The organism is Hyphomicrobiales bacterium, from assembly GCA_016710435.1.
Lineage (GTDB): Bacteria > Pseudomonadota > Alphaproteobacteria > Rhizobiales > Aestuariivirgaceae > Aestuariivirga.
In genome coordinates this window covers 1,957,393-1,969,819 of the sequence record JADJVV010000001.1, presented here as the reverse complement: position 1 = coordinate 1,969,819, position 12,427 = coordinate 1,957,393, and the positions used below count along the sequence as shown (strand labels likewise).

General features: G+C 62.5%; 13 protein-coding genes and 1 tRNA gene. 6 read left to right on the top strand and 8 right to left on the bottom strand.

The annotated features are described in order from the left end of the window. Positions 1 to 87: 87 nt before the first annotated feature. Entirely contained in the window at positions 88 to 1,158 is a 1,071-nt protein-coding gene (locus IPM06_09530; GenBank protein MBK8770656.1) for a fructose-bisphosphate aldolase class II, read from the top strand. 78 nt (positions 1,159 to 1,236) lie between these two features. On the opposite strand, the gene IPM06_09525 is transcribed toward IPM06_09530, so the two are convergent. Next, on the bottom strand, positions 1,237 to 2,223 hold the full coding sequence (locus tag IPM06_09525) for an AraC family transcriptional regulator (GenBank protein MBK8770655.1): 987 nt from the start codon (positions 2,221 to 2,223) through the stop codon (positions 1,237 to 1,239). Between the two features lie 133 nt (positions 2,224 to 2,356). On the opposite strand from IPM06_09525, the gene IPM06_09520 reads away from it, so the two are divergent. The 3 genes from IPM06_09520 (at position 2,357) to IPM06_09510 (ending at position 4,445) form a co-directional block, all read left to right on the top strand. Further along, complete coding sequence (locus IPM06_09520) at positions 2,357 to 2,536, top strand: DUF1127 domain-containing protein (protein MBK8770654.1); 180 nt, start codon at positions 2,357 to 2,359, stop codon at positions 2,534 to 2,536. Between the two features lie 11 nt (positions 2,537 to 2,547). Then, the gene (locus IPM06_09515) at positions 2,548 to 3,870 is read left to right on the top strand and encodes a tetratricopeptide repeat protein (protein MBK8770653.1); all 1,323 of its coding nucleotides are present in this window, start codon (positions 2,548 to 2,550) and stop codon (positions 3,868 to 3,870) included. A gap of 194 nt (positions 3,871 to 4,064) precedes the next feature. Further along, positions 4,065 to 4,445: a c-type cytochrome gene (locus IPM06_09510; protein ID MBK8770652.1), complete on the top strand. Its 381-nt coding sequence runs from the start codon at positions 4,065 to 4,067 to the stop codon at positions 4,443 to 4,445. A gap of 71 nt (positions 4,446 to 4,516) precedes the next feature. Here the strand turns inward: IPM06_09510 and IPM06_09505 are convergent, their stop codons facing one another. Together IPM06_09505 and IPM06_09500 are read right to left on the bottom strand one after the other, a co-directional pair. Beyond that, positions 4,517 to 5,059, bottom strand: a complete 543-nt coding sequence (locus tag IPM06_09505) for a hypothetical protein (protein MBK8770651.1) — start codon at positions 5,057 to 5,059, stop codon at positions 4,517 to 4,519. Between the two features lie 23 nt (positions 5,060 to 5,082). Further along, positions 5,083 to 5,442 carry a nuclear transport factor 2 family protein gene (locus tag IPM06_09500; protein ID MBK8770650.1) on the bottom strand — a complete coding sequence of 120 codons (360 nt, stop codon included), beginning with the start codon at positions 5,440 to 5,442 and terminating at the stop codon, positions 5,083 to 5,085. 183 nt (positions 5,443 to 5,625) lie between these two features. Between IPM06_09500 and IPM06_09495 the strand changes: the two genes are divergently transcribed. Next, positions 5,626 to 6,213 (top strand): TetR/AcrR family transcriptional regulator, encoded by a 588-nt coding sequence (locus tag IPM06_09495; protein ID MBK8770649.1) that lies wholly within the window; start codon positions 5,626 to 5,628, stop codon positions 6,211 to 6,213. 3 nt (positions 6,214 to 6,216) lie between these two features. Here the strand turns inward: IPM06_09495 and IPM06_09490 are convergent, their stop codons facing one another. From IPM06_09490 to IPM06_09475, 4 genes are all read right to left on the bottom strand, one after another. Further along, positions 6,217 to 7,767, bottom strand: a complete 1,551-nt coding sequence (locus IPM06_09490; protein ID MBK8770648.1) for an acetyl-CoA hydrolase/transferase family protein — start codon at positions 7,765 to 7,767, stop codon at positions 6,217 to 6,219. Positions 7,768 to 7,856: 89 nt separating this feature from the next. Beyond that, positions 7,857 to 8,003: a hypothetical protein gene (locus IPM06_09485; GenBank protein ID MBK8770647.1), complete on the bottom strand. Its 147-nt coding sequence runs from the start codon at positions 8,001 to 8,003 to the stop codon at positions 7,857 to 7,859. Positions 8,004 to 8,120: 117 nt separating this feature from the next. After that, complete coding sequence (locus IPM06_09480; GenBank protein MBK8770646.1) at positions 8,121 to 8,933, bottom strand: methyltransferase domain-containing protein; 813 nt, start codon at positions 8,931 to 8,933, stop codon at positions 8,121 to 8,123. A gap of 126 nt (positions 8,934 to 9,059) precedes the next feature. After that, positions 9,060 to 9,136, bottom strand: a tRNA-Arg gene (locus IPM06_09475). A 144-nt stretch (positions 9,137 to 9,280) separates the two neighbouring features. Here IPM06_09475 and xsc point away from each other — a divergent pair. Beyond that, on the top strand, positions 9,281 to 11,059 hold the full coding sequence (xsc, locus tag IPM06_09470; GenBank protein ID MBK8770645.1) for a sulfoacetaldehyde acetyltransferase: 1,779 nt from the start codon (positions 9,281 to 9,283) through the stop codon (positions 11,057 to 11,059). Positions 11,060 to 11,130: 71 nt separating this feature from the next. On the opposite strand, the gene IPM06_09465 is transcribed toward xsc, so the two are convergent. After that, on the bottom strand, positions 11,131 to 12,420 hold the full coding sequence (locus IPM06_09465) for an NAD(P)/FAD-dependent oxidoreductase (protein MBK8770644.1): 1,290 nt from the start codon (positions 12,418 to 12,420) through the stop codon (positions 11,131 to 11,133). Between the last annotated feature and the right edge of the window lie 7 nt (positions 12,421 to 12,427).

Below are 12,427 nucleotides of genomic sequence, written 5' to 3'. Positions count from 1 at the left end.
CGCCCCTCAGACGCCTTTACCCGGCCAGTGTTTTCCGTTATCGCCTGCGCCGGAACCAGCTTCACCCCTTCAGGAGAGACGATCACCATGGCCCGCATCACCCTTCGCCAGTTGCTCGACCACGCCGCCGAACATGACTACGGCGTGCCCGCATTCAACATCAACAACATGGAACAGGCGCTGGCCATCATGGCGGCGGCGGACAAGACCGACTCGCCGGTGATCATCCAGGCGTCGCGCGGCGCCCGCTCCTACGCCAACGACATCATGCTCAAGCACATGATGGACGCGGTGACGGAAATCTATCCGCACATTCCCGTCTGCGTGCATCTCGACCACGGCAACGAGGCCGCGACCTGCATGACGGCAATCCAGTCCGGCTTCACCTCGGTGATGATGGACGGTTCGCTCAAGGCCGACGGCAAGACGCCGGCCGACTGGGCCTACAATGTGGGCGTCACCAAGAAGGTGACGGAGATGGCGCATCTCGGCGGCATTTCGGTTGAAGGCGAGCTTGGCGTTCTCGGTTCGCTGGAGACGGGCGAAGGCGAAAAGGAAGACGGCCACGGCGCGGAAGGCAAGCTCTCCCACGACCAGTTGCTCACCAATCCCGATGAAGCGGTGAAGTTCGTCAAGGAAACGGACGTGGACGCGCTCGCCATCGCCATGGGCACCTCGCACGGCGCCTACAAGTTCACCAAGAAGCCGGACGGCAAGGTGCTGGCGATGCACGTGATCGAAGAGATCCACAAGAAGCTTCCGAACACGCATCTGGTGATGCATGGCTCGTCGTCCGTGCCGGAAGACCTGCAGGAGATCATCAACAAGTTCGGCGGCAAGATGAAGCCCACCTGGGGCGTGCCGGTGGAAGAAATCCAGCGCGGCATCAAGAACGGCGTGCGCAAGATCAATATCGACACCGACAACCGCATGGCGCTCACCGGCGCCATCCGCAAGGTCTTCGCCGAGGAGCCTTCGGAGTTCGATCCGCGCAAGTACCTGAAGCCGGGCATGGATGCGATCAACAAGCTGTGCACGCAGCGTTTCAACGAATTCAACACGGCGGGCCAGGCCTCGAAGATCAAGAAGGTCATTCCGCTCGCGGACATGGCCAAGCTTTATGCCAAGGGCGACCTGAAGCAGAAGATCGCCGGCTGAGACAGCCACCACTGAACGTAACGAGGGCGCAGCCAAGGCTGCGCCCTTTTTTTCATGTCAGGCCCAGGCGCAATCTGTTCAGGCGCAGTCCCTTTCGCGTTCGCGCCATGTGGCGGGGGCGGTGCCGAAGTTCTTCTTGAAGGCGCGGCTGAAGGCTTCCTCCGACTCGTAGCCCACCTTGGCAGCGACGGCGGCGACGGTGTGGCCGCCGTCCTTCAGATGCGTCTGCGCCGCGCGCATGCGCCAGTCGGCCACATAGCGCATGGGCGACAGACCGGTGAGTTCGCTGAAGCGGTTGGAAAAGGCGGTGCGCGACATGCCGGCCTCGCGGGCCAGTACGTCCACCGTCCAGTCATGGGCGAGATCCTGATGGAGGCGGCTGAGGGCACGGCCCACCTGGCGGTCGCGGAAGCCGGCGAGCCAGCGGTAGTCCGCTTCGCCGGACGACATGTACTTGCGCAGGGCCTCGACCAGCAGAAGCTCCGCCAGCCGTGACATTGTGGTCGATGAGGCAAGGCGGCCCTGGACGATCTCCTGGATGGCGTAGCGCATGGAGCTTTCGATCCAGTCATAGGATTCGCATTCGTTGATGCTGATCTTGAGCAGAGGTGGCAGGGCCTCGAAGACCGGATTGGATTCCTCCGAGGTGGCGAGAAAGCCGCAGTAGATGCGGGTGAGCGCGCCACCGCCGCCCAGTCTGCAACAGGCGACCGAGCCTTCTTCGCCCGGAATGACGGACTCCTCGGCAGGCATGGGCGGCAGACCAAAGTCGCTCGACATGACATGCGCATCGTTGCGCGGCAGGATGACGGCATCGCCTGCCTCCGCAATGAGCGGCGCGTGCCCCGGGAGCGAGACAAAGCAGCGGCCTTCCGTGACGAGATGATAGGCAACAAGCTGGCGCGGATTCATGTGAAAGGGCACGCAATCCTGCACCGTCACCGAGGACAGGACCGACCATGGCGCAGTGAAATGGTTGTCGATGAACACGGCACCACTGAGCCTGATCATGCCCAGGATGGCGCCCAGCGGATCATCAGCAATCGAATTTGAACGTGCGGTCATGTGAGGTGGCCAATCTGTCATTCATGCCCCGCCCGCGCCTTCCTATGTAGCATCCCGTGCAAGACGCCCTCAACCCACTGACAGTTGAGAAATATTGCACGCGCGACGTGGGGCACGATGACCGAAGGAGAGAATGATGAGTATTCTTCGCGGCCGCCTTGCGCGCCGCATTGCCAACTGGCGGGCGGGACGCGAAACGCGCCGCGCCATCGCCCACCTTGACGACCGCCTTCTGGAAGATGCAGGCTTGCCCCGGCGCAGCACCGCGCCCCGCAAACAGACGCACCTGCACTATCCATACCTGGACATTTGAGGGTGACCGCCATGAGCTTTGATCTACAAGGAAACAGCCTGACGGGAGCGAGCCAGAACGGTGCCGCACAATTTGCGGCAGCGTTGCAGCAGCTTTCCAACTACGCCGGTGATCCCCTCGGACTGGCCGAGCAAGTGATCGCGGCGGAGCCCGGCTTCGTGATGGCCCACGTGCTGAAAGCGTGGCTCTACCTGCTGGGCACCGATGCCAAGGCCGCGGCTGCCATCCAGTCCGCCATCGCAGAGGCCGAGAATCTGCCTTCCAACGCACGCGAACAAGGCCACGTGGCGGCTGTGAAGGCGCTGGCGGGCGGGCGCTTTCACCAGGCGTCGCGCATCATCGAGGATGTCAGTGTGCACCATCCGCGCGACCTGCTGGCGCTGATTGCCGGACATCAGCTCGACTTCTTCACGGGCAATTCGCGCATGCTGCGGGACCGCATCGGACGGGCGGCGCCGCACTGGTCGCCTTCGATGGCGGGCTATCATTCGCTGCTCGGCATGCATGCGTTCGGTCTGGAGGAGATGGGCGACTATGCCCGCGCCGAGGCCAAGGGCCGCGAGGCGCTGTCGCTGCAGCGCCACGATGGCTGGGCGAAACATGCGGTTGCTCATGTGCTGGAAATGCAGGGCCGCCACGACGATGGCATCCGTTTCATGCGCGAGGATGTGGAGGGCTGGACCAAGGACAGCTTCTTTGCCGTGCACAACTGGTGGCATCTCGCCCTCTATCATCTGGAACGCGGCGATGAGGCGGCGGTGCTGGAACTGGCAGACGGGCCCATCACCACGGTGGCGCAGAACCAGATGATGGATCTGGTCGATGCCTCCGCCCTGCTGTGGCGGTTGTCCTTGCGCGGCATTGATCCCGGCAAGCGCTGGGCCGCGCTGGTGGCGCGCTACGAAGACCTGTGGGTGCCCGGATATTATGCCTTCAACGACCTGCATGCGGTGATGGCCTTCCTCGGCGCGGGACGGCAGGACCTGGTGGAGGCGACGCTGGCGGCGCAGATGGATGCGGAAGCCGACAACATCGCGTTTTCCAACGATGTGGGGCTGCCCCTGATCCAGGGCTTCATTGCCTTCCACAAGGGCGACCATGCGAAGGCCGTCAGCCTGATGCGGCCGGTGCGGAACAGTGCCGCGCGTTTCGGGGGCAGCCATGCCCAGCGCGACATCATCGACCTCACGCTGCTGGAAGCGGCCTTGCGCGGCGGAGACGCTGCACTGGCACAAGCCCTGACAGCGGAACGGGCGGAAGCCAAGCACGACAGCCCGCTTGTGGCCATGTTCGCGCGGCGTGCCGCTATGCTGCCAGAGACTGTAGCGGCATAGACCAGACACAACGCCAGATGGTTCTCTCCGGTGTTCCCGTGCCCATGCGGGAACTCCGGGGGATTAACTTCGATTTTGGCTGTGACAGGGTGACACGATGAAACTAAAAGGGGGTGCTGGCATAGCTTGACGTGTGTCAATGCGCTGCCAGCATCTCCATCCCAGATGATGCGGCTTTTTCAGAGGACCTTGTCATGACATTCTCCAAATCCCTCCTTGCCCTTGCTGCCCTCGCAGCGCTCTCGGCCCCCGCGCTCGCTGATGGTGACGCCGCCAAGGGTGCCATCGTCGGCAAGAAGTGCATCGCCTGCCACAGCGTCACTGACGCCAAGAACAAGGTCGGCCCGTCGCTGGTTGGCGTCGTGGGACGCCCCATCGCCAGTGCTGCCGACTTCAAGTACTCGGACAGCATGAAGGAATATGCCGCCACTGCCGGTGCGTGGGATGCGGCCAAGCTCGACTCCTATCTCGAGAACCCCAAGAAGGACGTGCCGAAGGGCAAGATGGCCTTCCCGGGCGTGAAGGACGCCACCGAGCGTGCCGACCTGATCGCCTATCTCGCCACGCTCAAGTAAGCGGGCCAACCCATTTACACGAACGGCAGCACTTCTGGTGCTGCCGTTTTTCATTGGCGAGGGCGTGTTCCCTACTGCACCGGGATCATGAGGTGGGCGTAAGGCGTGTTGGCCCACATGACATAGGGCTGCGTGGTGTCGGGTTTTGCCGAGGTGGGATAACCCTGCATCATGTCCATGGCGTTGACGACCATGACGTGCGGGCCGGTGGAGACCCAGTTGTTGCCTTCCGTGGGCCCGGCGGCAAAGGGATCCGTGTTGCTGCCATCAGAGCCACCCGCCAGCATGTACATGAAGCCGACCTTGCCCTTGGGCGGTTCCTTCTTGCCGATCCAGGCCATGGCCCATTCCATGGAATTCTGGTCGCCGCACATGGGATCGGGCCCCGGCGTCGATTCCACATCGGGCATGCACCAGAAACCGTTGCTGCCCTCGCGCAGGGTGCGCATCTGGCCCGAGGCATCCATGGCATAGATGGCGGCCTTGGCGGAAACCGTGGCCGGTGCTGCTGCCTCCGCACTCTTGATGAGGGCGGCGTCGTCGGCACGGGCGGCGGATGCGAGCGGCACGGCAGCCGTCAGCGTGATCGCCGCGGCGATTGAAAACTTCTTCATCGGACGTCTCCTGAAAAGCTGGTCTAGTTATCCCAGGCCTGAACCGTGGTCTGCTTGGTGATGCCCTGCGGGCCCACTTCCGCCACGGAAGATGAGATGACGCGGGTGCCATCGGAATATTTGCACCCCTGCACGAAGGCGAGGTGGCCATCCGACCGCACACCCATGTCGAGGGTGTGGACCATGTCGCGGCTATAGACGTCGTCGAGGAAGGCACCGATCTCCGCCGTGCCCTTGAGCGTGCGGGGCTTGCTGGGCGGGTTGTCACTGTCGATGATCGTCAATTCGGCATTGGGCGCATAATACGCCTTCAGGCTTGCGGCATTGCGGGTTTCAATCGCCTTGCGCAGATCCTGGATGGAGACGGCACTCTTGGCAGACATGGAACCTCCTTCCGCCGCGCAGTTCAACTGCGGGGGCATTGCATGATACAATCCGGTTCGTCACTCATGGCGCGGACTTGAAGTCCGGACCGGCTTCATCTACGTATGAAAACTGGAACTTGTCTACTAGTTGGTAAGTTTATTGCGGGCGGCGATGCAAGCCCGGATTGAGGGGGCCGGCCCATGGCAGACGGACACACTTCTTCCCGCGGAACCGCCGATGCCATCCTCGACGTGGCGCAGCGCCTGGTACAGACGCGCGGCTACAACGCCTTCAGCTACGGTGACATTGCCAGTGAACTGAAAGTCACGAAGGCAAGCCTGCACTATCATTTCCCATCGAAGGCAGAACTCGGGGCGCGGCTCATCGAACGCTATGACGGCCTGTTCACAGCCGAACTTGCACGGATTGATGACGTTGCAAAGTCCGCGCCGCAGAAGCTCAAACTCTTTGCCGACATCTACGGCCGTGTGCTGGCGGACAACCGGATGTGCCTGTGCGGCATGCTGACGGCGGAGTTCGAAACACTGCCCGGCGACATGCGGGAGCGATTGGCACTGTTCTTCAGGCACAGCGAGGCTTGGCTCACACAGGTTCTGAGTGACGGCCGCAAGCAGGGTGAACTTGCCTTCGAGGGCAAGCCCGCCGACGTGGCACAGTTCCTCGTGGGCTCGCTGGAAGGATTGATGATGATGGCGCGCTCGCAGGGCGGCGTGGCGCGCTTCAAGGTTTCGGTGCGGCGGCTGCTGGCAGAAGCGGGCGTTGACTGAGCCTCACGCGGCATCGGGGCGGCGCAGCGGCACGGGCGCGTGCTCCTGCGCCCAATCCTGCATGAAGCTGAAGGCTTCATCCATCAGGTGCGGCGTGTGCTTGCCGGGCGAGGTGCGCAACGCGCGGGCGAAATAGTCCTGCAGGGCGGCACGGAACTTCGGATGGGCGCAATTGGCGGTGATGACGGCGGCGCGCTGCTTGGGGCTGAGGCCGCGCAGATCGGCAAGGCCCTGCTCCGTCACGATCACCTGCACGTCATGCTCGGTGTGGTCGACGTGGGTGACCATGGGGACGATGCAGGAGATGCTGCCGCCCTTCGCCGTCGATGGTGTCATGAAGAAGTTGAGATAGGCGTTGCGGGCAAAATCGCCGGAACCGCCGATGCCGTTCATGATGCTGGTGCCGCTGATGTGGGTCGAATTCACGTTACCGTAGATGTCGGCCTCGATCATGCTGTTCATGGCGATGAGGCCAAGCCGTCGCACCACTTCGGGATGGTTGGAGATTTCCTGCGGGCGCAGGATGATGCGCTCGCGATAGAAATCAATGTTGTCGAGGAAGTCCCGCAGCGCTGCTTCCGACAGCGAGATCGCCGAGGCCGATGCCGAGGTGAGGCGGCCCGCGCGGATGAGGCGCAGCATGCCATCCTGCAGGACTTCGGTGTAGGCGGTGAGGTCTTCAAAGGGCGCATCCTCAAGGCCAGCGAGAACGGCGTTGGCGACGTTGCCCACGCCCGATTGCAGCGGCAGCAGGTTTTCCGGCATGCGGCCCGCCCTCACCTCATGGTGGAGGAATTCCAGCATGTGCGCGGCGATGGCCTGCGACGTGGCGTCCGGTGCCGCAAAATCGGTGTGACGGTCCGGCAGGTTGGTCTCGACGATGGCGATGATCTTGGCGGGATTGCAGCGCAGGTGCGGCACGCCAATACGGTCTGACGGCTTCGTCATCGGGATGGGCTTGCGCTGCGGGGGAAGTGCGGTGCCGTAGTAGATGTCGTGCATGCCCTCGAGACGAAGGTCCTGGGCGCTGTTCACTTCGAGGATGATGTTCTGGGCGAGATCGAGCCAGGTCTTGTTGTTGCCGACTGCCGTGGAAGGAATGAGGCTGCCGTCTTCGTTGATGCCTGTCACTTCGATGACGGCGTAGTCCAGCGGGCCGAAGAAGCCGAACCAGGCGTGTTGCGCCACATGCGAGAGATGCATGTCGATGTAGTTCATCTGCCCGGCGTTGATGCGCTGGCGGCAGGTGGGGTCTGACTGATAGGGCAGGCGCACGTCGATGCCATCTGCCTTGGCGAGCGCGCCATCGAGTTCCGGCGCGGTGGAAGCGCCGCTCCAGATGTTGACCTTGAAGGCCTCGCCTGCGGCATGGCGGGCGTTGATGATCTCGGCGAGTGCCAGCGGAACCGCCTTGGGATGGCCGGAGCCAGTGAAGCCACTCATGCCGACATTGCTGCCGGGGCGGATGAGTGCGGCTGCTTCCGCTGGCGACATGATCCTGGAGGCAAGGTGGGCCGCACCGATGCGCCGGCCATTCGTCAATTTAGTTGTCATTTCAAATCACTGGGCGGCCAAGCGAATCCATCCGCTGAAGGCCGATTTAGGCATGCAGGATGCGCATAACAAGTGAATGACGGGTTAAATTATTGCGCCTGCGAAGTGGCGCCCATGTCATGCTCCCAGCCGATCTGATGGATGGTCTGGCACCGTCCCAGGTCCTTGATGGCTGCAAGTCCGCACATGCGCGCGCGATCGTCCGGCGCGCCTACCGGCGAGACCATTTCATTCATGATGCGCTCTGCGGCGGCTGCGGGGGAATGGCCGGGGCCATACCTGAATGCCGCATCAACCTGGCCTGCCGTGAAATTGGACTTGCCTCATGCGGCTTGCGCCACAAGTTCGTTCAATCAGATGGCGGCCATGATCACGTGTGCCTGAATCTTGGCGGCAACCTCGCCACTGCCGTGACGGTTGGCGATCACCGATGCAACATAGTCAGTTGCCGCCGCCAGTTTTCCCGGGTCCCTGGCCTCGATTTCGTTCCGAAGAAGAGTGCCTTGGCAGTAGGCCACAGCCGGAATATACGCCGAAGATGCGCGGCTTTGTTCCGCTCTGGTCTCGATCTCCACGGCGGAGAAGCCTGCCGCCTCCACGTCGTCACGAATCCGCGCCTTGTCGTGGTAGCCATGCGGGGTGCGGGCCATGAAGCGAGGCGGATCGCCGGGAAACATCCCGGCGAGGGCATTCGTCACATCATCCGCAAACACGTTCTCTTCGATGCGATCCCATACGTTGAACAAGAAATGTCCTCCGGGTTTGAGGACCCGTTTGGCCTCGCGGTATGCAGACACGCGGTCGGGAAAGAACATCGCGCCAAACTGACAGCAAACAAGATCGAAGGACGCGTCTTCAAACGGCAAGGCCAGAGCATCCGCCTGGCGCCAGGTGATCCGACTGTCAACACCTTGCCGCAACGTGGCAAAGTCCAGCATGGGCTGGTTGAGGTCGGTTACGACATAGCGTGCATCCGAGGACAGTCCCGGCGCCAATGCGCGGGTGACGGCCCCGGTGCCTGCGGCGATTTCCAGAACAGCGCCGGGCGAGAGGGACGCTGCCCGCCGGGCAATATCTGCAGCGTACTGGGCGAATATCAACGGCACCATATAGCGGTCGTAGTTTTCTGGCACCGAGCCCGCGAACACCTTGTCGGTTTCCTGCATGCTGCCTCCTGGTGTCAGTTCATCGGCCCGCGCAAGACCAACCTGATCCAGCGTCCGTGTGGAGCGTTGGATCATCTCCTACCAGAAACTGCACGCGCCAGACAGTTCGAATCTCGATTGGCGGATTGGCGCGCCCGACAGGATTCGAACCTGTGACCCCAGGTTTAGGAAACCTGTGCTCTATCCTGCTGAGCTACGGGCGCTGTGGGGTCTCTGCTAACATGTGCTGGCATGATTTCGCAATGTTTGCTGCTGGGGTCCGCCCAAACAGTGCGGGCGTTCTGGACCTAGCATAGGTCCAGTTGGGCGGCTAAAGATGCGCTGACCCCATTTGGAGACACGCGCCCATGAAAATGACGACCGAAGAAGCCTTCATCAAAGTGCTGCAGATGCACGGCATCGACAATGCCTTCGGCATCATCGGATCGGCCTTCATGCCGATTTCCGATCTCTTCCCCAAGGCGGGCATTGCGTTCTGGGACTGCGCGCATGAAGGCTCCGGCGGCATGATGGCGGACGGGTTCACGCGCGCCTCCGGCCGCATGTCCATGATGATCGCGCAGAACGGCCCGGGCATCACCAATTTCGTGACCGCGGTGAAGACCGCCTACTGGAACCACACGCCACTGCTGCTGGTGACGCCGCAGGCGGCGAACCGCACCATCGGCCAGGGCGGCTTCCAGGAAGTAGAGCAGATGGCGCTGTTCAAGGACATGGTGTGCTACCAGGAAGAGGTGCGCGACCAGCACCGCGTGGCGGAAGTGCTGAACCGCGTGATCCAGAACGCCAAGCGCATGTCGGCGCCGGCGCAGATCAACATGCCGCGCGACCTCTTCACCCATGTGGTCGATATCGAACTGCCGGTGATCGTGGACTTCGAGCGGCCGTCGGGCGGCGATGACACGCTTGATGCGGCGGCGAAGCTGCTCTCCGAGGCCAAGTTCCCGGTGATCCTGAATGGTGCGGGCGTGGTGATCGGCGGGGCCATTCCGGCATCGAAGGCGCTGGCCGAGCGGCTGGATGCGCCGGTGTGCGTGGGTTACCAGCACAATGACGCCTTCCCCGGATCGCATCCGCTGTTTGCGGGTCCGCTGGGCTACAACGGCTCCAAGGCGGCCATGGAACTGATCAAGCAGGCCGACGTGGTGCTGTGCCTCGGCACGCGCCTCAACCCCTTCTCGACGCTACCTGGATATGGCCTCGAATACTGGCCTAAGGATGCCAAGATCATCCAGGTCGACATCAACCCCAACCGCATCGGCCTCACCAAGAAGGTGAGCGTGGGCATCGTGGGAGATGCGAAGAAGGTGGCGGAAGGCCTGCTGGCCCGCCTCTCGCCCAAGGCGGGCGATCAGGGCCGCAGCGAGCGCAAGAACCTCATCTCCACCACGAAGTCGCGTTGGGCGCAGGAACTTTCGTCGATGGATCACGAGAACGATGATCCGGGCACGACATGGAACGAGCGCGCCCGCAAGGCGAAGCCCGACTGGATGAGCCCGCGCATGGCGTGGCGCGCCATCCAGTCCGCACTGCCGCGCGACGCCATCATTTCCTCCGACATCGGCAACAACTGCGCCATCGGCAACGCCTATCCGTCGTTTGAAGCGGGTCGCAAATACCTGGCGCCGGGCCTGTTCGGCCCGTGTGGCTACGGCCTGCCCTCCATCGTGGGCGCCAAGATCGGCTGCCCCGATGTGCCCGTGGTGGGCTTCTCCGGCGATGGTGCCTTCGGAATTGCCGTCACGGAACTCACCGCCATCGGCCGCAAGGAGTGGCCGGCGGTCACCATGGTGGTTTTCCGCAACTATCAGTGGGGCGCAGAGAAGCGCAATTCGACGCTGTGGTATGACGACAATTTCATCGGAACCGAACTTGACCCGGAAGTGTCCTACGCCGGCATTGCCAAGGCCTGCGGATTGCAGGGCGTGCAGGCGCGCACCATGGACCAGTTGCGCGATGCGCTGTCGAAGGCCATCGACGACCAGATGAAGCATGGCAAGACCACGCTCATCGAAGCGATGATCAATCAGGAACTGGGCGACCCCTTCCGCCGCGACGCCATGAAGAAGCCCGTGGTGGTGGCAGGTATCGATGCCAAGGACATGCGGAAGCCCAAGGTGGCGTGATGCAGCCGATCGTGTGACGTGGGAAAGGGCGCAGGTTTCTGCGCCCTTTCTCTTTTATAAGGCGACGCGCGTCAATCCGTTGTCGTGGTCTGCTTCAGCTTGCCGATGCCGAGGACATCGAGCGCGAGTTTTTCGTAGAAGGTCTCGCTGGTGCCGCGGCGCATCTTGTGAAGGAAGTATTTTTCGAAGCCGATCTTGGCGCCGTGGACCCACTTGCCCGACGACGACCAGTTGACGTTGCGGGGCGGGATCTGCGGCTGGGCCACAAAGGCCACGCCGGAATCGCCAAAGTCCGCGAGGCAGACGGCATTCCATGTGGCCTGATGCTTGGGCTCTTCGCCGCGCAAGAGCAGGCCGATGTTCTGCGCCGTGGCCGTGACCATGGACTCGATCATGAAACCCGTCTTGGGCACGCCGCAGGGCACCGGCGTCGGTCCCATGGGCGGGATGGCGACGCAGACACCGACGGCGAAGACATTCGGGTATTTCGGGTTGCGCTGGTGCTTGTCGATGATGGTGAAGCCGCGCGGGTTGGAGAGACCTTCGATTCCGCGCAAGGGCGCGATGCCACGGAAGGCCGGGAGCATCATGGAGAAGCCGAAAGGCAGTTCCTTCGTTGCCTTCACCGTGCCGTCGTCGGCGACTTCTTCCACCGTCATCTTGCCGGCTTCGACTTTCTTGACGCGGCTCGACGTCATCCACTTGATGTGGTGTCCGCGCATTTCGCTTTCCAGAAGGCCCTTGGTATCGCCCACGCCATCAAGGCCGAGGTGGCCGATGTAGGGTTCGGCGGTGACAAAGGTCATTGGCACGCGGTCACGGATCTTGCGGCGGCGGAGTTCCGTTTCGAGAATGAAGAGGAACTCGTAAGCGGGTCCGAAGCATGACGCGCCCTGCACGGCGCCGACAATGATGGGGGCCGGGTTCTTGCAGAATGCCTCGAAGGCCTCGCCCGCCTTCTGGGCGTGATCGACGTGGCAGACAGATTGGGTGTGCCCGCCGTGGGGGCCAAGTCCCTCGATCTCGTCAAAGGCGAGTTCAGGGCCTGTTGCGATGACGAGATAGTCGTAGGTGACGGATGAACCGTCCGCCAATTCAATTGTATTGCTGGCGGGATCGACCTTCGTGGCCGGTGACGGGCGGAAGGCGATGCCCTTGCGGGCAAAGACGGGCGCCAGATCGACTTCCACGTCCTCGCGCTTGCGCCAGTTGACGGCCACCCAGGGATTGGATGGGACGAAGTGATACTTGGCTTCCTTGGTGACGACGGTGAGCGTGTCTTCGGGCCGCAGCTGATCCTTCATTTCATAGGCCATGATGGTGCCGCCCAAGCCGGCTCCCAGTACAACGATATGCGCCATGATTTCC